Source organism: Trueperaceae bacterium (assembly GCA_036381035.1).
Classification (GTDB): Bacteria; Deinococcota; Deinococci; order Deinococcales; family Trueperaceae; genus DASRWD01.
Window position 1 is genome coordinate 17,332 of sequence record DASVDQ010000026.1, and the last position, 24,508, is coordinate 41,839.

Here is a 24,508-nt window from a genome sequence, read left to right on the forward strand (position 1 = left end):
TACACTCGCCGGGTGCCGAACGAGTTCAGACCGCTTTCGGTGACGCAGCTGAGGGCGCGGGAGTGCGCGAAGTGGCGGCACTACCCGTCAGACGTGCTGCCTCTGTGGGTCGCCGAGATGGACTTCGCGCTCGCCGACGGGATCAAGGCGGCGATCAAGGCCCACGTGGACTCGGACGACCTCGGCTACCCGCCCCGCGAGGGCATGTCGGGCCTGCGCGAGGCCGTCGCCGAGCGCCTGGAGCGCCGCTACGGCGCGCGCTTCCCCGTCGACGGGATCTCGGCCCTGGGCTCGACCGTCGCGGGCATGGTCTACGGCTGCCGGGCCTTCGCCGAGCCGGGCGACGAGGTCCTCCTCCTCACGCCGCTCTACCCGCCGTTCAAGCGCTCGGTGGTCGAGACCGGTCGCGTGCCCGTGGAGGTCGAGCTGGTGCGCGGACCCGAGCGCTACGAGGTCGACATGGACGCGCTGCGGGCCGCCGTGACGCCGCGGACCAGGCTCCTGATGCTGTGCAACCCCCACAACCCCATCGGGATCATGTACCGGCGCGAGGAGCTGGAGGCGATCGCCGAGCTGGTGCTGGAGCACGACCTGTGGGTCGTGTCCGACGAGCTCCACGCCGACATCAGCTACGGCGGCAGGCACGTGCCGTTCGCCTCGCTCGCGCCGGAGGTCGCCGCGCGCACTGTGACCCTCTACGGGCCGACGAAGGCGTTCAACTTCCCGGGCCTGGGCATCTGCTTCGCGCTGACGAGCGGCCCGGAGGTGAAGGAGCGGCTGGCGTCCTCGACGGGCGGCCTGCACTCGTGGCCGAGCCGCCTGGCCGAGGCGGCGGCGCTCGCGGCCTACCGCGGCTGCGACGACTGGCTCGAGCGGGCCCTCGCCTACCTGCGCGCCAACCGCGACCGCGTGGTGGCCTTCGTGCGCGAGAGCCTGCCCGGCGCCTCCGTGCACGTGCCGGAGGCCACGTACCTCGCCTGGCTGGACCTGCGCGCGACGGGCCTGGGCGACGCGCCCGCGGCGCGTCTGGCCGAGACCGCCAAGGTGGGCCTCAACGAGGGCGCCGACTTCGGCGCCGGCGGCGAGGGCTTCGCGCGCCTGAACTTCGCGACCTGTCAGGAGGTGCTAGAGGAGGCACTCGCGCGGCTGGCCTCGGCGCTGGCGCCCGCCGCCTGACCGGCCAGGAAAGCCAGCACGGACGCGAAGAACCGCCCCGGGACGCCGGTGTCCGCGGGCTCGTTGTGCAGCTCGTGGTAGGCGCCAGGGAACTTGACGAGCTCCAGGGTGCCGGGCGGCGCGTCCGCGGCCAGGCGCCGGCTGCCCTCCGGCGACGCCACCCTGTCTGCCTCCCCGTGCAGCACCAGCGTCGGCACCGCCAGGGAGCCGGCGCGCGCCAGGAGCTCGCGGCCGCCGGCGATCAGCGTGTGTCCTGTGACGGCAGCTACCGGCCCGGAGTGGACCAGCGGGTCGGCGACGTAGTCGGCGCCCACGCGCGGCTCGCGCGCCAGTGCGCCGCTGTCGAGCCGCGCGACGGGCAGCGTGGGCAGCGCGGCGGCGAGGGCGCCGGCCAGCGCGGTCATCCAGCCGGGGCGGGGCACGGGGTCGAGCAGGTAGGGCGCGGAGAGGACGAGCCGCTCCAGCGCCGCCGGCCTCTCCAGCGCGTAGGCGAGCGCCACTGCGCCGCCCATCGAGTGGCCGAAGAGCACCGGAAGGCCGCGCCCGAGCGCCGTCGCGGCGTCGACGGACGCGCCCACCGCGGCGACGAGCGGCGCGTACGACCGCACCAGGGCCCGGGGACCGGGGCTGCGTCCGTGGCCGGGGAGGTCGACGGCCACCACCGGGTGGCCGGCGGCGGCGGCCGCCTCCGCGAGGCGCCCGTGGCGCAGCGCGTGCTCGGCGTAGCCGTGGACGACCACCAGCGGCCGGCCCGTCCCGGGCGCCTCCCAGCGGTAGGCGGCCAGGGAGCCCACGCCGGGCGCGCTCAGCTCGAACCGGGTCGGCTCAGCCACCCTCCTCCAGCTCCAGGTCGTAGGTCTCCATCACCGGGTTCGAGAGGACCTTCTCCGACATGTCGCGGAGCTGCCGCAGCGCGTCCTCCGGCTCGCCCTCCAGCGCCACCTCGACGCGCTTGCCCACGCGCACGTCCCTGACCGCGTCGTAGCCGAGGCGTCGCAGCGTCTCGAGCACGGCACGGCCCTGGGGGTCGAGGATCGAGGGCTTGAGCATCACGCTCACGACGGCGCGGTGGCTGTGCGAGCGGCCGTGGTCGTGCCCGTCGCGGCCGGCGCCCGCGGGCCGCTCCCGAGCCGCGTCCTCTCCACCGTCGTGGGCGTGGCCGCCGTGGCCAACCGCTCCTACCGGGCTGTCCTCGGGCGGCCGGTACTCGGCGGCGAACCTCTCCGGGTCGCCGGCCTCGCCGGTGACCCGCCTCAGCACCTCGGCGTAGGCCTCCTCCACGCCGCCCAGGTCGCGGCGGAAGCGGTCCTTGTCGAGCCTCTCCCCGCTCGAGGCGTCCCACAGCCGGCAGGTGTCGGGGCTCACCTCGTCGGCGAGGACCAGCGCGCCGTCCTCGGTGCGCCCGAACTCGAGCTTGAGGTCCACGAGGTCGAGCCCCAGACGGCCGAAGTAGGCCCTCAGCGCGTCGTTGACGGCCGTCGCCAGGTCGAACAGCGCGGCCAGGTCCTCCTCGGTGGCGAGGCCGAGCGCGACGGCGGCGGCGTCGTTGATGGGCGGGTCGCCCAGGGCGTCCGACTTCACGCACCACTCCACGACCATCGGGTCGAGGACGCCGCCCTCCTCCACCCCGTAGCGCTTGGCGAAGCTGCCGGCCGCGCGGTTGCGCACGACGACCTCGAGCGGCACGATCGCGACCCTCTCGACGAGCTGCTCGGTCTCCGAGACGCCCGCGACGAAGTGGGTGGGCACGCCCACGGCCTCGAGGGCGGCGAACACGCGCTGGCTTATCGCGTTGTTCGCCGCGCCCTTGCCCGGGATCGTGCCGCGCTTCTGGGCGTTGAAGGCCGTGGCGTCGTCCTTGAACTCGACGAGGAGGCGCGAGGGCTCGTCGGTGGCGTAGAGCCGCTTGGCCTTCCCCTCGTAGAGCAGCTGCCTGCGCTCGGGTGCGGTCACGCCGCGATGATACGACCGGCCCGGGGTCGGGCGCGGGCGCGCCGCCTCCTCCGGCGGGCCGGTCGCGGCGTCGGGAGAGGGTGAGGCAGGGCCGGGCGCTCGAGGTCCGGAGGTCGCCCGCCGGGGGCTCAGAGCCCGAAGCGGGCGAAGACCTCGTCGACGTGCCTGAGGTACCAGCCGGCGTCGAACGCCGCGTCCAGCTCCTCCGGCGCGAGGCGACAGCGCGGGTCGGCCGCCACGAGGTCCCTCAGGTGCTCGCCGGTCTCGAGGCTCCTCAGCGACGCCGACTGCACGACGTCGTAGGCCTCCTCGCGCGAGAGCCCGGCGCCGATGAGCGCGTGCAGCACGCGCTGCGAGAACACGAGGCCGCGCAGGAGGTCGACGTTCGCGGCCATGCGCTCCGGGTAGACGACGAGGTCGTCCAGCACGCGGCGCAGCCGCCTCAGCGCGTAGCTGGCGAGGGTCGTGGCGTCGGGCAGGACCACGCGCTCGACCGACGAGTGGCTGATGTCCCGCTCGTGCCACAGCGCCACGTCCTCGAGGGCGGCCTGGAGGTGCGCGCGCAGCAGACGCGCCACGCCCGTGAGGTTCTCGCTGGCGATGGGGTTCTTCTTGTGCGGCATCGAGGACGAGCCCGTCTGGCCGCGCCCGAAGCCCTCCTGGGCCTCGCGCACCTCGGTGCGCTGCAGGTGCCTGACCTCGAGGGCGACGCGCTCGACGCTGGTGCCGATGAGCGCCAGGGCGGCCAGCAGCTCGGCGTGGCGGTCGCGCGCGACGGTCTGGTTCGTGACGGGGTCTGGCGTGAGGCCCAGCCGCTCCGCCACACGCCGCTCCACGGCCGGGGGCACGTGGGCGTACGTCCCCACGGAGCCGCTGACCATCGCGACCCCCACGGACGCGCGCGCGGACGCGAGCCGGCGCCTGTCGCGCTCGAAGGACGCCATGAGGTTCAGCAGCTTCAGCCCGAAGGTCGTGGGCTCGGCGTGGACGCCGTGCGTGCGGCCGATCGTGAGCGTGCGCTTGTGCTCGGCGGCCAGCTCGCGCAGGCGCGCGATCACGGCCTCGAGATCGTCCGCGATGAGGTCGACGGCGCGCACCAGCAGGGCGTTCTGGGCCGTGTCGACGACGTCCGTAGAGGTGAGGCCGTAGTGCAGGTACCTGGCCGGCTCGCCCACCCGCTCGGCGAGGGCCCGGGTGAACGCGACGACGTCGTGCCTGGTGACGGCCTCGAGCGCGGCGACGCGCTCCGCGAAGTCGTCGTCGAGGGGGCGGTCCGCGAGCGCCAGCCTGATCGCCGCGGCGGTGCCGCTCGGGACCTCCCCCAGCTCCTCGAACGCCTCGGTGGCGGCGAGCTCCACCTCGAGCCAGGCGCGGTAGCGCTCCGCCTCGCTCCACAGCGCCTTCATCTCCGGCGTCGAGTACCTGTCGATCATCGCCGCGAAGCTACCACGGGCCCCGCAGCGCCGGGTTCGTGCCGCTGGGGACGCGGATGGTAGACTCGGGAGTCAGGCCGAGCGTGGCCGTCCCTTCGTGCAGGTCGTCCGCCCAAGACCGGCGCCTCGCGCGGGCTGCGCGAGGGCCAGGAGGGTTCGTGAACGAAGGAGAAGTCGTCCCGGTCCAGATCACGGACGAGATCAAGCGCAGCTTCATCAACTACGCGATGTCGGTGATCGTCGACCGCGCGCTGCCGGACGTGCGCGACGGTCTCAAGCCGGTCCAGCGCCGCATCCTGCACGCCATGAACCAGATGGGCCTGGCGTCGAACCGCAAGCACTCGAAGAGCGCCGGCGTGGTCGGCGAGGTGATCGGCAAGTACCACCCGCACGGCGACCAGGCCATCTACGACGCCATGGTCAGGCTGGCGCAGCCCTGGAACCTGCGCTACCCGCTCGTCGACGGGCAGGGCAACTTCGGCTCCGTCGACGGCGACCCGCCCGCGGCGTACCGCTACACCGAGGCGCGGCTCACCGCGGTCGCCGAGGCCATGCTCGCCGACATCGACAAGGACACGGTCGACTTCCTCGAGAACTTCGACGGCACCTCGACCGAGCCTGAGGTGCTGCCCTCGGCGGTCCCCAACCTCGTCGTCAACGGCGCGGCCGGCATCGCCGTGGGCATGGCGACGAACCTCGCGCCGCACAACCTCGGCGAGGTGGTCGACGCGCTGGTCGCGCTGATCGACGACCCGGCGGCGACCACCGAGACCCTGATGGAGCACATCAGGGGACCCGACTTCCCCACCGGCGGCATGATCGCCAGGGAGGGCATCAGGGAGGCGCTCGAGACGGGCCGCGGCTCGATCCGCGTGCGCGGCAGGGCGCGCATCGAGGAGCGCGGCGGTCGCTCGCTGATCGTCGTGACCGAGATCCCCTACCAGGTCAACAAGACCTCGCTGATCCAGACCGTCGCCCAGCTCGTGCGCGCGAAGAAGATCGAGGAGATCGCGACGCTGCGCGACGAGTCCGACAGGCAGGGCATGCGCATCGTCTTCGAGCTCAAGCGCGGGGTCAAGGCGCAGTCGGTCCTCAACCGGCTCTACAAGTTCACGCAGCTCCAGACGACGTTCGCCGTGAACAACGTCGTGATCGTCGACCGCTCGCCGCGCCTGCTGCCGATGCGCGACATGCTCAAGCACTTCCTCGAGCACCGCGCCGGCGTCGTGCGGCGCCGCACGCGCTACGACCTCACCAAGGCCCGCGAGCGCGCGCACGTGCTCGAGGGCTACCTGATCGCGCTCGACAACCTCGACGCGGTCATCGCGCTGATCCGCTCCTCGCAGGACGGCCCCACCGCCAAGGAGGGGCTGATGCGCGAGTTCGACATGTCCGAGGTGCAGGCGCAGGCGGTGCTCGACATGCGCCTGCAGCGCCTCACCGGCCTCGAGCGCGAGAAGATCAACGAGGAGTACCGCGAGCTCCAGGAGGAGATCGCCAGGCTCGAGCTGATCCTCGCCGACGAGACGGAGCTGTGGCGCGTGATCCGCGGCGAGCTCCTCGAGGTCAGGAAGCGCTTCGCCGACGAGCGCCGCACGCAGATCGTCGACCGCTTCGACGACCTCGACGACGACGACCTGATCCCCGAGGAGAAGATGGTCGTCACGCTCACGCGCCAGGGCTACATCAAGCGCACGCCCATCACCGCCTACAGGTCGCAGGGACGCGGCGGGCGCGGCGTAGCCAGCCAGCGCACGAAGGACGACGACCTCAACACGATGCTGCTGGTGGGCAGCTCGCACGACTACCTGCTGTTCTTCACGAACCGCGGGCGCGTGTTCCGCGAGAAGATCTACGACCTGCCCGAGTACGACAGGAACGCGCGCGGCGGGCACATCAGGAACGTGCTGCCGCGGCTGGGCGAGGACGAGTTCGTCCAGACCGTGCTGGGCATCGAGAGCTTCGAGCGCCACGGCTACTTCGTGTTCGCCACCAAGCGCGGGCTCGTCAAGCGCACCGCGATCTCCGAGTACGGCAACATCAACAGCGCCGGCCTGGTGGCCATCAACCTCGTGGGCGGCGACGAGCTCGTCGCCGTGCGCGTCACCGACGGCGCCGCCGACATCGTGCTCGGCACGCGCGGCGGCCAGGCGATCCGGTTCGAGGAGGGCGGCGCCCGCCAGACGGGCCGCGCCACGCAGGGCGTGATCGGCATCAGGCTAAAGGAGGGCGACGAGGTCGTGTCCCTGGCCGTGGTGCCGAAGGACGAGAAGGACGAGGCGCAGCTCCTCTCCGTCACCGAGAGCGGCCTCGGCAAGCGCACCCCCCTGAGGGAGTTCCCGGTGCAGAACCGCGGCGGCCAGGGCGTGATCGCCCACAAGCTCACGGCCCGCACCGGCGCGATGGTCAGCCTCGCCAAGGTGCTCGGCAGCGAGGAGCTCTTCGTGCTGGCCGAGGGCAGCCAGCTGATCCGCACGGCCGTCGACCAGGTGAGCGTCTACGGGCGCATCTCGCAGGGCGTGACGATCAAGAGGCTCGACGAGGGCGACAGGGTGGTGGCCGCGATGGTGCTGCCCAGCGACGAAGACCTGGCCGGGGCCGAGTGATGCCGGCGCGCAGGCAGCCTGTCTGGCTCGACTGCGACCCCGGCCACGACGACGCCTTCGCGATACTCACGGCGCTGCACCGCGCCGACCTCGTGGGCGTGTCGGTGGTGTCGGGCAACGCGCCCGTCGACAGGTGCCTGGCCAACGCGCTCGTCACCCTGCAGCTCGCGGGCGCGCGGGACGTGCCCGTGCACCGCGGCGCCGAGCGTCCCCTGGCGCGCGAGCCCAGGTACGCGCCGCACATCCACGGCGAGTCGGGCCTCGCCGGCCCCGAGCTGCCGCCCGTCGAGCTCGAGCCGCGCCCCGAGCACGCGGTGGCGGCGATCATCGACGCCTCGCGGCGCGTCGAGGGCCTGTGGCTCGTCGCCGTCGGGCCCTTCACGAACGTGGCCCTGGCGCTGCGCGAGGACCCGGGCCTGGCGCGGCGCCTCGCCGGCATCAGCCTGATGGGCGGCGCCTGGGGCGGCGGCAACATCACGCCGGTCGCCGAGTTCAACGTCTGGGCCGACCCGGAGGCCGCGGAGGCGGTGTTCGCGTCCGGCGCGAACGTCGTCATGGCCGGCCTCGACCTGACCCACCAGCTCGTCGTCGACGCGCAGCGGCGCGAGCGCGTGCGCGCGCTGAGCACGACGCTGGCGCGCTTCGCCGCCGACCTGCTCGACTACTTCTCGCAGGCCTACGCCAGCGTCTACCGGGTGCCGGCCGAGGGCCCGCTGCACGACCCCTGCGCGGTGCTGGCCGTCACCGACCCGCGGCTCTTCACGGCCAGCCGCCGGCGGGTGGAGGTGGAGACGACCTCCGAGCTCACGCGCGGCATGACGGTGGTGGACAGGCGCACGGGACGGCTCGTGGGCGAGCCGAACGCGACCGTGCTCGAGACGATAGACGCCGAGGCCGCGTTCGAACTGATACTCGAGGCGCTGGGCGCCGCGAGCGCCGAGGGGGTGCGGGCGTGATCGAGTTCAGCCACGTCACGAAGACCTACCCGCGCACGCACACGCACGCGCTGCGCGACGTCCACTTCCACGTGGGCCGCGGCGAGTTCGTGTACGTCACCGGCCACTCGGGCGCGGGGAAGTCGACGCTGCTGGCCCTGATCCTCAGGCGCATCCTGCCCAGCGAGGGCAGGGTGATCATCGGCGGCAACGACGTCGCGCGCCTGCGCGAGAGCCGGCTGCCGCACCTGCGGCGGCAGATCGGCATGGTCTTCCAGGACCACAGGCTGCTGCCGCACCTGACCGCGTTCGAGAACCTCACGTTCGTGCTGCGCGCCACGGCCACGCGCGGCAACCACGAGCAGAAGGCGCTCGCGGCGCTGCGCAACGTGGGCCTGGCGCACAAGCGCAAGGCCTACCCGATCGAGCTCAGCCTGGGCGAGCAGCAGCGCGTGGCGATCGCGCGCGCCATGGTCACCGACCCGCCCCTCCTGCTGGCCGACGAGCCCACGGGCAACCTCGACCCCGACACCGCGATGGAGATCCTCGAGCTCCTCAACGACATCAACCTGCGCGGCACGACGGTGCTGGTGGCGACGCACGCCCGCGAGCTCGTCGACCGCTTCAAGCGCCGCACGCTGGTGCTGCGCAACGGCGAGCTGGTGCGCGACGACGCCGGAGGCGGCTACTCGCTCTGAGGGTCGTCCGCCGGCGCGCTCCTCCGCGAAGCTACGGGCGCCGACCATCGGCGGCCGTGAGGCACGGGCTCCACGGGCCCTGGGCGGCTGGCCTCCGCGCGCCTCACGGCGCCACCTTGCGCGCCATGCCGGCCGCCCACCGCCACCACTCGTCGCTCTCGCTGTACTCGGCCGCGAAGCGCGCGAAGGCCCAGGCCCTGACGCGGACCACGTCGAGGCCCAGCAGGTCCGCCCAGTACCGGAGGAAGCCCGCTGGGTCCGCCGCCAAGCGCTCCCTGACGTCGAAGAGGTGCCGCGTGGCGTCGTAGGCCCTGTCGCCCACGAACGGCCTGGGGTCGATGATCAGCCACGGCTCGCGCTCGGCGGCGAGGACGTTGCCGGCGTGGGCGTCGGTGACCAGCAGGACGTCGTCCGGCCCGGGACGCGACAGTTCCCGCCACGACGCGATGCCCTCCCGCACCAGGCCGGGGTCGGGCCAGCGGGCCTCCTCCTCCGCGGTGACCGCGCTCCAGCGGTCGATCAGCTCGGAGAGGTGCCTGAAGCCGTGATCGGGACCGACCGGTCGCCAGGCGCGGCGGAGGAGGCCGGCCAGCACGCGGTCGCGCTCCTCGGCCGGACGCGTCCTCAGGCTGTGTCCCGGGACGCAGCGCTCGAGCAGCAGGGCCCCGCTCTCCTCGTCAGCCGCGAGCAGCCTGACCGTCGGGTCGCCGTCCCAGAACCGCAGGCCGGCGGCCTGGTCGCGGTCCTCCATGAACGGGAACCCGACCTTCAGCACGACGGCGGTGCCGTCCCTGGTCTCCCCCGGCACCACCGCGGACGTGTAGCCCTCGTGGTCGAGGGGTCTGCCGAGCGAGAGCCCCCAGCGGCGGGCCAGCTCCTCCACGAGACCCGGCACCGAGTCGAGCCAAGCGGGCCCCCGCGGGTCCGTCATGACCACCATCCGCACGCGCTCCGGGATCAGGGGCGAGCCGGTCGCGGGCCCCGCGAGCCACCCCGCCGCGTCACCCCCGCGCGCCTCCTCAGGTCCTCCTTCGCTCACGGGCGGACACCTTACACGGTCCGCGGGGTCGGCGCGGGCGGCCGCCACGACCCCGCGCAGGGTCGCGGCGGGGTGCGGAACCCGGCCTCAGGGGGCCAGCCGGCGCGCCAGGTCGTTGGCGCGCCGCCAATCCTCGTCGTCGTCGCGGCGCTCCGCGGCGTAGCGCGCGAACGTCCAGGACCTCACCCTCGCCTCGTCCAGGTCGAGCAGGGCGGCCCAGCTCCGCACGAAGCCGCTCGGGTCCGCCTCGAGCCGCTCCCGCTGGTCGAAGAGGTGCTGCGTCGCGTCGTAGGCCCTGTCGCCCACGAACGGCTTCGGGTCGATGAGCAGCCAGGGCTCGCGCTGGGCGGCGAGCGCGTTGCCGGCGTGCGCGTCGGTGGCCAGCAGGACGTCGTCGCGGCCCGGTCGCGCGAGCTCGCGCCACGCGGCCAGCCCCTCCCTCACGAGGTCCGGGTCGGGCCACCTGGCCTCGTCGGCCTCCGTCCCCTCGCTCCAGTAGGCGATCATCCGCTCCAGGTGCCGGAAGCCGGCCCGCGGTGAGGCGGGTCGCCAGAGCCGGCGCAGGAGCCCGGCCAGGACGGCGTCGCGCTCGGGCTCCGGCAGCGCCCTCAGGTCGTGCCCTGGCAGGCAGCGCTCCAGCAGCAGGGCGTGGCGCTCGTCGTCGGCCTCGAGCAGCCGGACCGTGGGGTCGCCGTCCCAGAACCGCAGGCCCGCGGCCTCGTCGAGACCCTCCATGTGCGGGAACGACAGCTTGAGGACGGCCGGCGTGCCGTCCTCGCGCTCCGCCGGCAGCACGACCGCCGTGTAGCCGCCGTGGTCGAACGCCGGGCCCAGCGAGAGCCCCCAACGGCGGGAGAGGTCCGCGACGAGCGCCGGCAGGCCGGCGAGCCACGCCCTTCCCTCCGGCTCCCGCTCGGCGAGCCCCCTGACCCGCGCCGGCACCAGGAGCCCTGCCGTCAACGCGCGCTCCTCGCTCGGCGCGGCCGCGCCCCGCGGACGGCCGACGAGCGTCCCGCTCGCCCCGCCGGTGCCCTGACCGTCACAGCTGCATGACGCTGTAGTCGAGCCGGTCCTCGTCGAGGAGGAGCTCGAGGAACTGCAGCTTGCCCAGGGCGTCGATCATCGCGAAGCAGTTGTCGCGGTCGACGTAGACGCCCTCCTTCATCACGGTGTGGCCGTAGACGCCGAACCTGTGGCCCGCCTGCCTGACCAGCTCGGGCTTCTTGTACCACCAGGTCTTCGTGTCGGGGTCGTGATAGAAGAAGTCGTCGAAGACCTGCATGCCCGGCAGCGGGCCGGCGTGGGCGAACTGCACGCCGTGGAAGACCTGCTCGCGCGGCATCTCCCTGAACCAGGCCACGAGGTCATCGGGCAGCGCCAGGCCGCCGTGCGACTCGTCGAACTCCACGTGCTTCAGGCCGCCGCGCGTGCTCAGCTCGTAGCGGTGGTCCATGGCGACCTCGTCGTGGTTGCCGAGGATGACGGTCACGTTGCCGGCGGCGGCGTCGACGAAGCGTTTGAAGCGGTAGAGCTCACGGATCTGCGCCTTCGCCGCGCGCCTGAGGTGGTCGGGGTTGGCAGGGTCGTAAGGCTCCTCCCCCACGGCGTTCGCGTAGGCGCGCTCGTCCTTGTAGTGGACGAGGTCGCCGACGCACACGACCTGGTAGCGGCCCTCGAGCACCGGCGCCGTCGGCTCGAGCGCCGGCGTGCACGCGGCCGCCGCCTTGAGCACGCGCCACAGCTCGGGCCACTGCCCGTGGACGTCGCCCACGGCGATGACCTTGATCACGGGTCGCCCCAGCCGATCACGAGCCCACCGCGACCTTGCCGACGAGCAGCGACCTCAGCTTGCCGTAGAGCTCGCGCGACTCCTCCGGCGTGCGCCCGTAGCCGCCGTAGCGGACGACGAGCCTGGCGGCCTGGGAGCCGAGCCCCTCCTCCTTCAGCCTCTCGACGAGCCTGTCTATGACCTGGTGCGCCTCGGGGCGGTCCTCCCGCGGCTCCGTCTCGGGGCGCTCCCCGAGGGCTCCCGCAGACGCAGACCCCGCCGTCGCGGCGGCCGCCTCCGCCGGGGAGGGCCCGTCGACCGGCGTCCCGAGCCACGCGTCCTCACCGGGCCGGACCGGAGCGCCGGGGCCGTCGATCGCCTCCTCCAGCTCCTCGACGAGCACGTCGCCGGTCTCCGGGTCGTGCGGCGCCCAGCCGGACGCGCCGCCAGCCGCCATGCCGAACTGGGCGGCGCAGAGGGAGAGCGCGGCCTCGGCCAGCGCGGAGGCCGAGGATAGCTCCGAGCCGGGCACCGCGCCGGCGGGCAGCGCGGCCACGGCGGAGCGGGTCACGCCCTCGACGGTCAGGTTGCAGACGAGCGCCGCGCCACCCAGGGGCAGGAGCTGGCACGACCAGCCATCGGGCGACACGGCCTCGTCGAGGCGCGACCGCACGGCCGCGGCCGTGAGCCGCGGCGCCACGAGCGCCCGCCGACGGTCCGGCGAGAGCTCCTGGAGCGCCCATGCGCGGGCCGAGGGCGGGAACGGCGCGGAGAGACGGGCCCAAACGGGGCGCGACATCGGCTCATGATAACAGCGTCCCCATCGCGCCCGACGAGGCATCCTCCACGTGTGGATGGGCGTTCGGGAGGGTGCTGTAAGGTAGTCTCATGTCCCGTTCCGGAGCCGCCTCGGGCGTTAAGGCACCGTCCCTCCTGGTCGTCCTGGCTCTGTCGCTGGCGCTCTCGTGCGCCGGCGCGGGCGCCGCGCCGGCGGCCCCGCCGCCCGCGCAGGGCACGCCGACGGTGATGGTCGACGCCTTCAGGTACGAGCTCGGCGACACCCTCACGGTGAGGGGCAGCGGGCTCGAGCCGGCGGCCGGCTACGTCGTCAGGCTCACCTCGCCGGGCGGCGAGGTCACCGAGACGTCCGTGACGGCGACGCGCGCCGGCACCCTCACCGCCAGCGCCACGCTCGACGAGGCCGGCGCCTGGACGGTGGCGCTGACTGGCCCGGGCGTCGACGCGCGCCTCGGCGTGAGGGTCGTCGGTCCCGCGGCGGAGGAGCCGGCGCCGGGCCAGGGGGCCGGGGAGCCTGGCCCCGAGGAGCGGGCCGGAGGAGCGGAAGAGCCGGGCGCCGGAGGCGACGAGCCGGGCGCCGGAGCGGACGAGCCGGGCGCCGCAGCCGATGAGCCTGACGGCGGGGCTGAGGAGCAGGGCGCCGGAGCCGAGGAGCAGGACCAGGCCCCTGGGGCCCAGGGCGCGCCCCTGCCGGGCGAGCCCGTCGTCCCGCCCGCGCAGGCGCGCGGCGCCATAGACGTCGCGCTCGAGCGCGGGGACCTCGTCGGCCGACGCAACGGCGTGGAGGCCTGGCGCCTCTCGTTCGGCGCCGGCAGCGGGGAGACGGCCGGTCTGCTCGAGGACGGGGACACCGTGCTCGTCGGGCACGGCAACCACCTGCTGCAGGTCGACAGGCTCACGGGCACGGTGCAGAGGCGCGAGCGCCTGCCTGCCCAGGTGACCGACGTGGCCGAGGGCGAGGACGGGATCGTCGTCACCGTGCGCTACTCCGGCGGCGAGGAGGCGCGCTTCGCCTGGCCGCCCGAACGTCCGCCGGCGTTCGACCCCGACCCGAGCCTCTACGCCTGGCTCCGCGCCGAGGCCGAGGTGGCCGACCCGGAGGCGCAGCTGTCGCGCGACCCCACCAACCCTTGGCTCTACGTGGCGGTAGCCAGGCAGCGGCCGGAGGAGGCCGCGACGCTGCGGCGCGGCGCCCTGGCGCAGGCGCAGACGTTCTACGAGCACGCCCAGCTCGCCCAGGCGTTCATGGCGGCCCCGTCGCGCGACGAGTCCCTCGCGGCCCAGGCGATGAACGCGGCCCTGGAGGACTTCGCGGCGCGCGGCTACCGCGGCTCGCTGCTCCTCGACCCGGGCCTCGTCGAGGCGTACGGCTTCCCGCACGTGGGCCTGCGCCGGGCCCTGGAGGCCGAGGACCGCGCGTCAGCCGACTTCTGGGCGCCGTGGCTCAACCGCCTCGCCGGCGACGGCGCGCCGGGCGCGCGGGAGCTGCTCGACCGCTACGCCGACGTGCTGCAGGCCGCTGGCGAGGACGATGCCGCCGCCACCTGGCGCGAGCTGGCCGCCGCCAGCAGCGGCGCCGACACCACCACCGCCCTCGAGAGGGCCGCGGCCGCGGTGGGCAGCACCGGGTGGTACGGGGTGCTCGCTCTCCTGGTCGCCGCGGTCGCGCTGCGGCTGACGCTCCTCGCCAAGTACTGGCGCGCGCAGACGCTGACGCTCCGCCAGCGACGCGAGGCCGGCCGGAGCACCGGGCGCTTCGCGCGGGCGCTGACGCTGCGCTACGCGACGTTCACCGAGAAGCTCGTCGTCCTCCTGCTCTTCGCCGCGATGGTCGCCGTGGCGGCGCTGGGCGGCTGGGCGGAGCGGGCCGACGACCTGCCGGAGGCGCTCGGCTCGGGGAGCCTGGCCACGCCGACCGCCGCGGCGCTGCTGCGGGAGGCAAGGGAGGGCCCCGACACGGTGTTCCTGCTGGCCTACGCGGCCCAGACCGCGGGCGACGACGAGGCGGCCAACGCGCTCTACCGCGAGCTGACGAGCGACCCCGACGCCATGAACAACCTCGGCGTGCTGCGCGGCGAGCCGGAGCTGTTCCGGCTGGCCCTCGACCTGAGCCCCGGTCACCCGGAGGCCGCGTTCAACCTCGGCGAGAGGACGAACCCGTCGCGCCTCATGGAGGCGTACCGCCCCGACGAGCCCCTGCTGGCGGCGCCCGACCGGGAGCGGCTGGCCCGCGCCTTCGGCGGCAGCCCCTGGGAGTCCCTCGGCGCGGCGTTCACGAACCCGTTCGCGGAGCTGCGCGAGCTGAACCCCATCGCGCCGCCGTGGCTGTGGACGGCGGTCGTCGTGCTGTTCCTAGCCTGGGCCGCCTGGACGTTCCTGACGGTGTTCTTCCCGCGTCCGCAGGCGGCGCTCAACGCCCCGCGCACGATCGTCTACCACCTGCTCGCCCTGCTGCTGCCTGGCAGCGGCCTGGCGGACGAGCTGTGGGGCGTGGTGCTGCTCGTGCCGTGGGCGATCTTCGGCCTCGACACGCTGCGGCACCTGACCGGCTTCGGCGGCGCCCCGGCGCTGCCCTACGACACCGACATCGTGGCGCTGGTCCTGATCTACGTGGTGAACACGGTGGCCTTCGCCGTCGAGTACGCGTCGTACAGCCGCCGGATGCGCGACCTGCGCGCCGAGCACCCCGAGCTCGCCGCGGCGTACGGCCTCAGGCCCTGAGGACGGCCGCCCCCGCGTCCGCGGCGCCAGGCGCGCCCGCGGTCGGCGGCTACTGGCTCGTCGCTTCGGCCGCCGTCCTGTGGGCGCTGCTGGGCGTGTTCTCCCAGCGCCTGCTGGCGTCGGGCGTGCCGGCCACCGAGGTCGCGTTCTGGCGCGCGGCGCTGGCCTCGCCGCTCTTCCTGGCGCACGCGGCCCGCACGCGGGCGCTGCGCGTGCGTCCGCGCGACCTGCCCGCCGTGGTCGGCTTCGCCCTCGTCGGGGTGACGCTGTTCTACGCCAGCCTGAACCTGGCGATCGACGCGGGCGGCGTGAGCCTGGCGTTCGTGCTGCTCTACACGGCCCCCGCCTTCGTGGCGCTGCTCGCCGCGGCGCTGCTCGGCGAGAGGCTGACCCGCCTCAAGGGCGCGCTCGTGGCGCTGTCGGTCGTCGGGGTCGCGCTGGTGAGCGCCTCCGGCGGCGCAGGGGTGCGCCCGTCGCCGGCGGCCGTGGCGTGGGGACTCGCCGCCGGCCTGTCGTACTCGAGCTACTACCTCTTCGGCAAGTGGGCGCTGCGCCGCTACGCGCCCGCCACGGTGTTCGCCTACGTCATGCCCGTCGGCGCCCTCGGCCTGCTGCCCCTCGTGCGATTCGAGGCCGTGGAGGCGGGCGGCGGCGCCTGGCTCGACCTGGCTCTGATGGCCGTGCTCTCGACGTACGTGGCCTACTTCGTCTACTACACGGGCCTGCGGTCCGTGGAGGCGTCGCGCGCCGTGCTCGTCGCCACGCTCGAGCCGGTGCTGGCGACGCTGCTCGCCGCGGCCCTGTTCGGCGAGCGGCTCGGGGCGCTGGGCGTGCTGGGCGGGCTGCTCGTCCTCGCCGCCGCCGTCCTCGCCTCTGCCCCTGGCGTCCCGCGGGCCCTTGTCGGGCGCCGGCCGCGGTGATAGTCTTGCATCCTTATTCATGGTCGGTGCATAGATACCGGCCGGCGCAGAGGGATGATCACCAGGATGAAGCAGGGCGGCAAGCACGTCGGCAAGGTGGTGCTCGCCTACTCGGGCGGGCTCGACACCTCGGTCATCCTCCACTGGCTCAAGGCCACCTACGGCGCCGAGGTCGTCGCCTTCACCGCCGACATCGGCCAGGGCGACGAGGTGCAGGAGGCCAAGGCCAAGGCGCTGCGCACCGGCGCCAGCGCCGCCTACGCCGACGACCTCCGCGAGGAGTTCGTCCGCGACTACGTGTTCCCGGTGCTGCGGTCGGGGGCGGTCTACGAGGGCTACTACCTGCTCGGCACTTCCTTCGCCCGGCCGCTGATCGCCAAGCGGATGATCGCGATCGCCGAGGCCGAGGGCGCCGACGCCGTCGCTCACGGCGCGACCGGCAAGGGCAACGACCAGGTGCGCTTCGAGCTCTCGGCCTACGCGCTCAAGCCGGACGTCAAGGTCATCGCGCCGTGGCGCGAGTGGGACCTCAAGGGCCGCGAGGACTGCATCGCCTACGCGAAGGCGCACGGCATCGACGTGCCCGTGACCAAGGAGAAGCCGTACTCGATGGACGCGAACGCCTACCACATCAGCTACGAGGGCGGCGTCCTCGAGGACCCCTGGGCCGCGCCGCCCAAGGGCATGTGGCGCCGCACCGTGGACCCGGAGGACGCCCCCGACGAGCCCGAGGAGGTCGTCGTGGCGTTCGAGCACGGCACGCCCGTGGCGCTGAACGGCGAGCGCCTCTCGCCCTACGCGCTGCTCGAGAGGGCCAACGAGGTCGCCGGCCGGCACGGCGTGGGGCGCGTGGACATCGTCGAGAACCGGTTCGTGGGCATGAAGTCGCGCGGCTGCTACGAGACGCCGGGCGGCACGCTGCTGTTCCACGCCCACAAGGCCGTCGAGTCGCTGACGCTCGACCGCCAGGTCCTGCAGCTCCGCGACGAGCTGGTGCCGAAGTACGCCGCGGCCGTCTACAACGGCTTCTGGTTCTCGCCCGAGCGCGAGGCGCTGCAGCGGCTCATGGACGACGTCCAGGCGCCCGTGACGGGCGAGGCGCGCCTGAGGCTCTACAAGGGCTCCGTCACGGTCACCGGCCGCCGGTCGCCCAACTCCCTCTACCGGCAGGACGTCGTCACGTTCGAGGAGGACGACGTCTACGACCAGGCCGACGCCGACGGCTTCATCAAGCTCAACGCCCTGCGCCTGCGCATCCGCACGCAGCTCGCCCAGGCGCGCTCCGCCGCCGCGTCAGCGGACGAGGCGGCGGAGGCCGCGCCGGTCGCCGAGGTCTCCTGAGTTGCCCGCGACCGCGATCTGGCCGCGGGAGGCCGGCACCGCCCGCTCGTCGGTGAGGCTGAGGGAGGCCACCCCCGCCGACGCCGCGCGCCTCGCCGAGCTCTACGCCGCCTCCGGAGCGCCGCACCAGGACGCCGCCGAGATCAGGGCGTGGCTGGCGAGGGGCGGCACGCTCCTCGTGGAGCGGGTGGACGGCCCCGTGCTCGCCGCCGTGCGTTGGCTGCCGACCGAGGCCGGGTGGCGCGTGGAGCGCGTCACGACGCGCCCCGAGGAACGGGGCAACGGCTTCGGCCGCTGGCTGATGACGAAGCTGGAGGCGCTGGCGATACGGGGCAACGTCCCGCTCCTCGACCTCGAGCTCGACGAGGAGGCGCTCCTCCCCTACTACCGGCGCCTGGGCTACCGCCAGGAGGGCGCCTCGCCGCTGCGGCTCACGAAGCGCGTGGGCGGCGTCTGGCAGCGGCAGGTCGCGCCGTGACGGCGGCGGGTCGCGCTCCGGGAGCGCCGCGGCTCGCCGCGGGCGCGGCGGGGCGCGGGGGCGCACGGTCCTGGCCATGACGACGAAGAAGGGCTCCACGATGTGGGGCGGCCGCTTCGCCGAGCCCACCGACGAGCTGGTCAGGCGCGTCAACGCCTCGGTGGGCGTCGACGGCGCCATGGTCGAGGAGGACGTCGCGGGCTCGCTCGCCCACGCGCGCATGCTCACCGAGCAGGGGATCCTCACGGCCGAGGAGGGCAGGGCCATCGAGGAGGGCCTCCGCGGGGTGCTGGACGACGTCAGGGCGGGCCGGCTCGAGCTCAGCGAGGAGCACGAGGACGTCCACATGAACGTCGAGCACCACCTGACGGCGCGCATCGGGCCGGTCGGCGGCAAGCTCCACACCGCGCGGAGCCGCAACGACCAGGTGGCGACGGACATGCGCCTCCACCTCAAGCGTCGCGGCGGGGCCGTGATCGCGCTCATCGACGAGCTGAGGGCCGTGCTCGTCGACCTGGCCGAGGAGCACCTCGGCGTCGTCATGCCCGGCTACACCCACCTGCAGGTCGCGCAGCCCGTGCTGCTCTCGCACCACCTGCTCGCCTACTTCGAGATGCTCGGCCGCGACAGGGGCAGGATGAGTGACGCCCTGGCGCGGGCCGACGAGTCGCCGCTGGGCGCGGGCGCCCTGGCCGGCACCACCTTCCCGATCGACAGGCGGCGCACCGCGGAGCTGCTCGGCTTCGCGCGCGTGGCCAGGAACTCGCTCGACGCCGTCTCGGACCGCGACTTCGTGATCGAGACGGTGGCGGCGCTGGCGGTGCTGATGATGCACCTCTCGCGCCTCAGCGAGGAGCTGATCCTCTGGTCGAGCGCCGAGTTCGGCTTCGTCACCCTGCCCGACGCCTACACCACGGGCAGCTCGATGATGCCGCAGAAGAAGAACCCCGACGTGTGCGAGCTGGTGAGGGGCAAGACCGGGCGCGTCTACGGCGCGCTCGTGGGCATCCTCACGGTGATGAAGGGCCTGCCGCTGGCCTACGACAAGGACATGCAGGAGGACAAGCAGGGTCTATTCGACGCCCTCGACACGGCCGAGGACTCCCTGCGGCTCTACGTGGGCATGCTGCCGCGCGTGAAGTTCCACGAGCGGCGCATGCGCCAGGCCGCCGAGGGCGGCTTCTCGAACGCCACCGACCTCGCTGACTACCTCGTCCGCCGGGGCGTGCCCTTCCGGGAGGCGCACCACGTCGTGGGCAGGCTCGTGGCGCTGGCCCTGGACGAGGGCGTGGGCCTCTCGGACCTCCCGCTGGAGAGGATGCGCGAGGCGGACGAGCGCATCGGCGAGGACGTGTACGAGGCGCTGAGCCTGGAGAGCGTGGTGAACGCGCGCGCCAGCTTCGGCGGCACGGCGACGGCGCGCGTCGCTGAGGCCATCGCCGCCGCCAAGGAGGAGCTGGACCGTGGCTCTTGAGACCTTGCAGCCGCCCCCGGCGGCGGAGGGCGCGTCCGTGTCCGTCAGGCACGCGCGCGCCGAGGACGTGCCGCTGATCTTCGAGAACATCGGCTACTGGGCGAGCCAGGGGCGCATGCTCGTGCGGCCCATGCAGAACATCTTCGAGAACCTCCGCGACTTCTTCGTCGCCGAGATCGAGACGGAAGGGGGCAGGCGCTTCGCCGGCAACGGCGCCCTGCACATCCTGTGGGGCGACATCGCCGAGGTGCGCGGCCTCGCCGTGGCGCCCGAGGTGCGCGCCCGCGGCGTGGGCAGGGCCCTCGTGGCGGCGTGCGAGCAGGAGGCCAGGCGCGTGGGCATCCCGGTGCTCTTCGCCTGGACCTACGAGGTCGAGTTCTTCCAGCGCTGCGGCTTCACGCTGATCGACAAGACCCGCGACCTCCACCCGCGCGTGTGGTCGGAGTGCCTGCGCTGCCCGTTCTACGTGGGCTGCAACGAGAACGGCGTGGTCAAGCGCCTCGAGGGCGTGCCGATGCCGGCCAACCTGCCGGAGCCCCCGCCGGCGCAGGTGCCGCCGGGCATCCGCTGAGACCGGGGCACCCCGCGGCGGCGCGTACCGCCGTGCCGCAGCGGCGGAGCAGGGCGCCGCGGTCCCAGGCGCGCCGGCTCGCCCTGAGGCGGCCGACGCGCCGGGCGCGGTCCGCCGGGCCGGGTCCTGGGCGATACTCGGGTCCATGACCCGCAAGAGGGTGCTGCTCGCCCACACCGGCGGCACCGTAGGCATGCGCCGCGGACCGGGCGGCTACGAGCCGGCCCCGGGCCACCTGGCCGGCCTGCTCGCCGGGCTGCCCGAGCTCTCAGCGCCCGAGCTGCCGGAGACGCAGCTCATAGAGTTCGACCCGCTGCTCGACTCCGCCGACATGGCGCCGAGCGACTGGCTGCGCGTGGCGCGGCTCATCGCGAGCCGCTACGCGGAGTTCGACGGTTTCGTCGTCCTCCACGGCACCGACACGCTGGCCTACACCGCCGCGGCCCTCTCTTTCCTGCTCGAGGGCTTGGGCAAGCCGGTGGTCGTCACCGGCTCGCAGCTGCCCCTCGGCGAGGTGAGGAGCGACGCCCGCGACAACCTCGTCGGCGCCCTGCTCGTCGCCGCCGCCGGCGCCATCCGCGAGGTGAGTGTCTGCTTCGGCGGGCTGGTGATGCGCGGCAACCGCGTGACCAAGGTCTCGTCCACGGGCTTCGCGGCGTTCGACTCCCCCAACCACCCGCCGCTCGCCCGTCTGGGCGTGACGATCGAGCCGGGCCCGGCCGCGCCTCGTCCGCCGCAGGACGGCCCTCTGCGCGTGGCGGACCTCGCCCCGGTGAGCGTCGCGGCGCTGCGGCTCTTCCCCGGCATCACGCCGGACCTGGTCGCGAACGTCCTCAGGCCGCCGCTCGCCGGCCTGGTGCTGGAAACTTACGGCGCCGGCAACGCGCCCGGTCGAGACCCCGCGCTCCTCGAGGCCATCGCTGCGGCCGTGGAGCGCGGGGTCGTCGTCGTGAACACCACCCAGTGCCTGCGCGGCGGCGTGGACATGGACGGCTACGCCACGGGCTCGGCGCTGCGCCGCGTCGGCGTCGTCTCCGGCGCCGACATGACGCCGGAGGCGGCCCTCGCCAAGCTGATCTGGCTCCTGGGGCAAGGCCTGGAGCCGGCGCTGGTGAGGGAGCTCGCCGCCCGCGACCTGCGCGGGGAGCTGACGGCGTGAGGGGCGACGACGACCACGGGGCGCGCCCGACGCGCCCGGCCGCCGGCACCCCGGCGCCGCGCGGCGCACGCCCCCAGCGGACGCGCCGCCGCCTGGGCTGGTCCCTGGCTGTGCTGTGGGCGGCCTTCATCTTCTGGCAGTCGAGCACGCCTGACGCCGGCGGGATGCTCGACTGGCTGCCGCCCGGCTCGGACAAGGTCGCCCACGCCGTCGCGTTCCTGGTCCTCGCCGGCCTGCTCACGCTGGCGACGGGCAGGCCGCTCGTCGCGGCCGCGCTGGCGGTCCTCTACGGCGCCAGCGACGAGGTCCACCAGGCGTTCGTGCCGGGCCGGAGCAGCGACGCCCTCGACCTCGTCGCCGACACGGCGGGCGCCGCCCTGGGCGCCTGGCTCGTGGCCCGGGCCCTGCGCCGGCGGGGGCGCGGAGCGGTCTGAGGGCGCGTGGGCCGCGCGCGGCGACGGGCGGCGGGGACGAGGGAGGCGTCACGCCCGGACCGGCCGCCATGCGACCCTCGGAGTCCGCGAGGTGTGCGCTATCCCCGCGGGCCGCGGACGCGGCGGCGGGTACGATGGCCGCCGTGACCTCCGGCGGGCACGCCCCCGACCTCAAGCTCGTCATCGTCGGCGCCGGCCGCATGGGCGGTGCCGTGCTGCAGGGCGCCCTCGGCGCCGGCGTCATCGCGCCGGACGAGGTGGCCATCTACCACCCCAACGAGCGGCGCGGCGCCGAGCTCTCCGAGCGGCACGGCGTGGCGTACGTGGGCGACGCGGGCATCACGCGCGCCGAGTACGTGCTGCTCGCCGTCAAGCCGCAGTCGTTCCCGCGCGTGGCGCCCCTCGTGGCGCGCCGCGACGCCGGCTTCATATCGCTGATGGCGGGCGTGCCCGCGCGCCGCATCGCCGAGCGCGTCGGCAGCCGCCGCGTGATAAGGGCGATGCCGAACCTCGGGGCCAGCCTGGGCGTGAGCGCCACGGCGCTGGCGGCGCTGCCGGAGGCGCGGCCCGAGGACGTCAGCGTGGCCAGGAGCCTCTTCGGCGCCGTGGGCAGCGTCTACGACCTGCGCGAGGAGCAGTTCGACGCCTTCACCGGCATGGCCGGCTCCGGCCCGGCCTACGCCGCCGTCGTGGCCGAGGCCCTCGCCGACGGCGGCGTGCGGGTCGGTCTCGACAGGACGCTGGCGCGGGACCTGGCCAGGCAGGTGCTGCTCGCCGCCGCCAGGCTGCTCGAGACCCGCCACCCGAGCGAGCTGAAGGACGAGGTGTCGTCGGCGGGGGGCACGGCGATCGCCGGCGTGCGCACGCTCGAGCGTCACCGCCTGCGCTTCGCCCTCATCGACGCCGTCGAGGAGGCCACCAAGCGCGCCGGCGAGCTCAGCCAGGAGGAGCCATGAGACGCTTCCGGCCCCACGCCGTCGTCTGGCGCGGCGCCCGCCTGCGGCCCCGCGCCGGCGCCGGGTTCGGTGCCCGCGTCGGGCGCCGCGCCGCCCTGGCGCTGGCGGCCTCGGTCGCCCTGCTCGCCGCGCCTGTCGCGTGGGCGCAGGACTACTACCCGAGCCGGCCCGGCATGAGCTGGACCTACTCCTCGGGCGAGACGCAGACGCTGTCAGGGCCCCGCGACCTGGGCGGACGCCAGGTGCTCGTGCTGACTCACTACTTCGACGGCGTGCCGATCTCGGAGGACTACCTCGTCTACTCGGAGGAGGGCGTGTTCACCTACGGCTCGGCCGCGGGCGGCCAGGTCTACCAGTACCAGCCCGCGCTGGTCGTCTACCCGCCGGCGCCGCTCGAGGCCGGCAAGGCCTGGACCGGCACGACGTCGCTGCCGGGCTTCGACCTCACCCTCAGCGCCGAGGTGCTGGGCCTGCGCGGAGTGGCGACGCCGGCCGGGCGCTTCAACGCCTTCCTGATCAGGCAGACGACGCTGACGAGCAACGGCGGACGCACGGTCCTCGACATCTACTTCGTCCCTACGGTGGGCATCGTCAGGTTCGAGACCCAGGACGGCACCGTCATCGACCTCATCGAGAAGAGCTTCTGAGCCCGCCGGACCGACGGACCGGGTAGGGCGCGGCCGAGCCCTCGTCCAGGGGCCCGCGGCGGGCCGAGGACAGCTCTAGGGGGCCGGACGCTCGCTCACTCGCCCAGCACCTCGCGCCGCAGCGCGGCGAGGCGGTCCGCGGCCAGGGCTTCCCTGATGCGGTCCATGAGCCGCGCCATGAACCTAAGGTTGTGGATCGTCGCGAGCTGCTGGCCGAGCTGCTCGCCGGCCTTGAACAGGTGCCGCAGGTAGGCGCGCGTGTAGTGCGCGCACGTGTAGCAGTCGCAGCCCTCCTCCACGGGCCGCAGGTCGCGGGCGAAGCGCGCGTTGTAGATGTTGATGCGGTGGCGGGCGTTCACGCCGCGCTTCGCGCTCTCCTCCTCGCCGGCGAAGGTCAGGAGGGCGCCGGCGCGGGCGCTGCGCGTGGGCATCACGCAGTCGAAGGTGTCCATGCCCCTCTCGACCGCCGCGAACACGCCGGCCACGTCCCCGATGCCGAGCAGGTGGCGCGGCTTCTCAATCGGCAGCAGCGGCTCCGTCCAGTCGAGCACCAGGTTCATCTCCTCGTGGCCCTTGCCGAGGTTGCCCCCCACGGCGATGCCGTCGAAAGGCAGCGCGGAGACGAAGGCCGCGCTGCGCTCCCGTAGCGACCGGAACGCGCCGCCCTGGACGATGCCGAAGAGCGCCTGCCGGTAGCCGTGCAGCGGTCTGGAGGAGCTGAACGCCTCGAGGCTGCGCTCGGCCCAGCGGTGCGTGCGCTCCATCGAGGCCGCGGTGTAGGCTTCGTCGTGCAGCGGGCTCGTGCACTCGTCGAAGGCCAGCACGATGTCAGCGCCGAGCTGCCGCTGCAGCTCGATCGAGCGCTCGGGCGTGAACAGGTGCGTCGAGCCGTCGATGTGGCTGCGGAACACCACCCCGTCCTCGCCGACCTTCACCAGACCTTCACCGACCTTCTGCGGGGCCCGCGTCGACTCGTCGGGGAAGATGCTCGCGACCTTGCCGACCCCGTGCTCGATCGAGGCGCCGAGCGAGAAGACCTGGAAGCCGCCGGAGTCGGTGAGGACGGGCCGCGGGAAGTTCATGAACCTGTGGAGGCCGCCGTGCGCCGCGACGACCTCGGCGCCGGGCCGCAGGTAGAGGTGGTAGGTGTTCGCGAACACGAGCTGCGTGCCCGTCGCGATCACGGCCTCGGGCGCCACGCTCTTCACGGTCGCCTGCGTGCCCACCGCGACGAAGGCCGGCGTCCGCACCGCGCCGTGCGGCGTGGTCAGCACGCCGAGGCGCGCTCGCCCGCGGCGGAGGACGACCTCGAACCCGAACTCGCCGCGGACCTGCTCCTCGGCCTCGGAAGGCGTCGCTGAGGGAGAGTCTCGCGCCGGCACGGGGAGCCATGCTAGCAGG

The 24,508-nt window shown here is 74.0% G+C and carries 22 protein-coding genes; 14 read left to right on the forward strand and 8 right to left on the reverse strand.

Going from position 1 to position 24,508, the window contains the following annotated elements; genetic code table 11:
- Nucleotides 1–12: 12 nt before the first annotated feature.
- On the forward strand, nucleotides 13–1,176 hold the full coding sequence (locus VF202_04540; GenBank protein HEX7039362.1) for a PatB family C-S lyase: 1,164 nt from the start codon (nucleotides 13–15) through the stop codon (nucleotides 1,174–1,176).
- Here VF202_04540 and VF202_04545 read toward each other — a convergent pair.
- The 3 genes from VF202_04545 to purB form a co-directional block, all read right to left on the reverse strand.
- Complete coding sequence (locus VF202_04545; protein HEX7039363.1) at nucleotides 1,116–2,009, reverse strand: alpha/beta fold hydrolase; 894 nt, start codon at nucleotides 2,007–2,009, stop codon at nucleotides 1,116–1,118. The genes VF202_04540 and VF202_04545 overlap by 61 nt on opposite strands.
- Nucleotides 2,002–3,129 carry a phosphoribosylaminoimidazolesuccinocarboxamide synthase gene (gene purC, locus VF202_04550; GenBank protein HEX7039364.1) on the reverse strand — a complete coding sequence of 376 codons (1,128 nt, stop codon included), beginning with the start codon at nucleotides 3,127–3,129 and terminating at the stop codon, nucleotides 2,002–2,004. Before purC ends, VF202_04545 begins: the two co-directional genes overlap by 8 nt.
- A gap of 128 nt (nucleotides 3,130–3,257) precedes the next feature.
- The gene (gene purB, locus VF202_04555) at nucleotides 3,258–4,562 is read right to left on the reverse strand and encodes an adenylosuccinate lyase (protein HEX7039365.1); all 1,305 of its coding nucleotides are present in this window, start codon (nucleotides 4,560–4,562) and stop codon (nucleotides 3,258–3,260) included.
- 158 nt (nucleotides 4,563–4,720) lie between these two features.
- On the opposite strand from purB, the gene gyrA reads away from it, so the two are divergent.
- From gyrA to ftsE, 3 genes are read left to right on the forward strand one after another with little or no spacing between them, the layout of a single operon-like run.
- Nucleotides 4,721–7,168 (forward strand): DNA gyrase subunit A, encoded by a 2,448-nt coding sequence (gyrA, locus tag VF202_04560; GenBank protein ID HEX7039366.1) that lies wholly within the window; start codon nucleotides 4,721–4,723, stop codon nucleotides 7,166–7,168.
- Entirely contained in the window at nucleotides 7,168–8,124 is a 957-nt protein-coding gene (locus VF202_04565) for a nucleoside hydrolase (protein ID HEX7039367.1), read from the forward strand. The genes gyrA and VF202_04565 overlap by 1 nt, the downstream gene beginning before the upstream one ends.
- Nucleotides 8,121–8,801: a cell division ATP-binding protein FtsE gene (gene ftsE, locus VF202_04570; protein HEX7039368.1), complete on the forward strand. Its 681-nt coding sequence runs from the start codon at nucleotides 8,121–8,123 to the stop codon at nucleotides 8,799–8,801. Before VF202_04565 ends, ftsE begins: the two co-directional genes overlap by 4 nt.
- 103 nt (nucleotides 8,802–8,904) lie before the next feature.
- Here ftsE and VF202_04575 read toward each other — a convergent pair whose 3' ends face one another.
- From VF202_04575 to VF202_04590, 4 genes are all read right to left on the reverse strand, one after another.
- Complete coding sequence (locus VF202_04575) at nucleotides 8,905–9,840, reverse strand: aminoglycoside phosphotransferase family protein (GenBank protein ID HEX7039369.1); 936 nt, start codon at nucleotides 9,838–9,840, stop codon at nucleotides 8,905–8,907.
- Nucleotides 9,841–9,927: 87 nt separating this feature from the next.
- Nucleotides 9,928–10,800, reverse strand: a complete 873-nt coding sequence (locus VF202_04580) for an aminoglycoside phosphotransferase family protein (protein ID HEX7039370.1) — start codon at nucleotides 10,798–10,800, stop codon at nucleotides 9,928–9,930.
- A gap of 79 nt (nucleotides 10,801–10,879) precedes the next feature.
- Nucleotides 10,880–11,629 carry a metallophosphoesterase gene (locus VF202_04585; protein HEX7039371.1) on the reverse strand — a complete coding sequence of 250 codons (750 nt, stop codon included), beginning with the start codon at nucleotides 11,627–11,629 and terminating at the stop codon, nucleotides 10,880–10,882.
- 16 nt (nucleotides 11,630–11,645) lie between these two features.
- Nucleotides 11,646–12,407: a hypothetical protein gene (locus VF202_04590; protein ID HEX7039372.1), complete on the reverse strand. Its 762-nt coding sequence runs from the start codon at nucleotides 12,405–12,407 to the stop codon at nucleotides 11,646–11,648.
- An 89-nt stretch (nucleotides 12,408–12,496) separates the two neighbouring features.
- On the opposite strand from VF202_04590, the gene VF202_04595 reads away from it, so the two are divergent.
- The 10 genes from VF202_04595 (at nucleotide 12,497) to VF202_04640 (ending at nucleotide 23,107) form a co-directional block, all read left to right on the forward strand.
- Entirely contained in the window at nucleotides 12,497–15,127 is a 2,631-nt protein-coding gene (locus VF202_04595; GenBank protein ID HEX7039373.1) for a hypothetical protein, read from the forward strand.
- Nucleotides 15,124–16,047, forward strand: coding sequence for an EamA family transporter (locus VF202_04600; protein ID HEX7039374.1), 924 nt, complete (start codon nucleotides 15,124–15,126; stop codon nucleotides 16,045–16,047). The genes VF202_04595 and VF202_04600 overlap by 4 nt, the downstream gene beginning before the upstream one ends.
- Nucleotides 16,048–16,101: 54 nt before the next feature.
- Nucleotides 16,102–17,388 carry an argininosuccinate synthase gene (locus VF202_04605; protein ID HEX7039375.1) on the forward strand — a complete coding sequence of 429 codons (1,287 nt, stop codon included), beginning with the start codon at nucleotides 16,102–16,104 and terminating at the stop codon, nucleotides 17,386–17,388.
- A 1-nt stretch (nucleotide 17,389) separates the two neighbouring features.
- Entirely contained in the window at nucleotides 17,390–17,866 is a 477-nt protein-coding gene (locus tag VF202_04610; GenBank protein HEX7039376.1) for a GNAT family N-acetyltransferase, read from the forward strand.
- 76 nt (nucleotides 17,867–17,942) lie between these two features.
- Nucleotides 17,943–19,340 (forward strand): argininosuccinate lyase, encoded by a 1,398-nt coding sequence (gene argH / locus VF202_04615; protein HEX7039377.1) that lies wholly within the window; start codon nucleotides 17,943–17,945, stop codon nucleotides 19,338–19,340.
- Nucleotides 19,330–19,911 (forward strand): N-acetyltransferase, encoded by a 582-nt coding sequence (locus VF202_04620; protein ID HEX7039378.1) that lies wholly within the window; start codon nucleotides 19,330–19,332, stop codon nucleotides 19,909–19,911. The genes argH and VF202_04620 overlap by 11 nt, the downstream gene beginning before the upstream one ends.
- A gap of 145 nt (nucleotides 19,912–20,056) precedes the next feature.
- Complete coding sequence (ansA, locus tag VF202_04625; GenBank protein HEX7039379.1) at nucleotides 20,057–21,070, forward strand: asparaginase; 1,014 nt, start codon at nucleotides 20,057–20,059, stop codon at nucleotides 21,068–21,070.
- Nucleotides 21,067–21,504, forward strand: a complete 438-nt coding sequence (locus VF202_04630; protein HEX7039380.1) for a VanZ family protein — start codon at nucleotides 21,067–21,069, stop codon at nucleotides 21,502–21,504. Before ansA ends, VF202_04630 begins: the two co-directional genes overlap by 4 nt.
- A gap of 143 nt (nucleotides 21,505–21,647) precedes the next feature.
- Nucleotides 21,648–22,460: a pyrroline-5-carboxylate reductase gene (gene proC, locus VF202_04635; GenBank protein HEX7039381.1), complete on the forward strand. Its 813-nt coding sequence runs from the start codon at nucleotides 21,648–21,650 to the stop codon at nucleotides 22,458–22,460.
- Nucleotides 22,457–23,107 (forward strand): hypothetical protein, encoded by a 651-nt coding sequence (locus tag VF202_04640; protein ID HEX7039382.1) that lies wholly within the window; start codon nucleotides 22,457–22,459, stop codon nucleotides 23,105–23,107. Before proC ends, VF202_04640 begins: the two co-directional genes overlap by 4 nt.
- A 95-nt stretch (nucleotides 23,108–23,202) precedes the next feature.
- On the opposite strand, the gene tgt is transcribed toward VF202_04640, so the two are convergent.
- On the reverse strand, nucleotides 23,203–24,489 hold the full coding sequence (gene tgt / locus VF202_04645; GenBank protein ID HEX7039383.1) for a tRNA guanosine(34) transglycosylase Tgt: 1,287 nt from the start codon (nucleotides 24,487–24,489) through the stop codon (nucleotides 23,203–23,205).
- Nucleotides 24,490–24,508: the final 19 nt, after the last annotated feature.

What these genes read in the sequence shown, in the direction of transcription:
- purB (HEX7039365.1), bottom strand. Translation starts at nt 4,562, where the DNA reads ATGATCGACAGGTACTCGACGCCGGAGATGAAGGCGCTGTGGAGCGAG.
- VF202_04565 (HEX7039367.1), top strand. Translation starts at nt 7,168, where the DNA reads ATGCCGGCGCGCAGGCAGCCTGTCTGGCTCGACTGCGACCCCGGCCAC.
- VF202_04590 (HEX7039372.1), bottom strand. Translation starts at nt 12,407, where the DNA reads ATGTCGCGCCCCGTTTGGGCCCGTCTCTCCGCGCCGTTCCCGCCCTCG.
- VF202_04595 (HEX7039373.1), top strand. Translation starts at nt 12,497, where the DNA reads ATGTCCCGTTCCGGAGCCGCCTCGGGCGTTAAGGCACCGTCCCTCCTG.
- VF202_04605 (HEX7039375.1), top strand. Translation starts at nt 16,102, where the DNA reads ATGATCACCAGGATGAAGCAGGGCGGCAAGCACGTCGGCAAGGTGGTG.
- argH (HEX7039377.1), top strand. Translation starts at nt 17,943, where the DNA reads ATGACGACGAAGAAGGGCTCCACGATGTGGGGCGGCCGCTTCGCCGAG.
- ansA (HEX7039379.1), top strand. Translation starts at nt 20,057, where the DNA reads ATGACCCGCAAGAGGGTGCTGCTCGCCCACACCGGCGGCACCGTAGGC.
- VF202_04640 (HEX7039382.1), top strand. Translation starts at nt 22,457, where the DNA reads ATGAGACGCTTCCGGCCCCACGCCGTCGTCTGGCGCGGCGCCCGCCTG.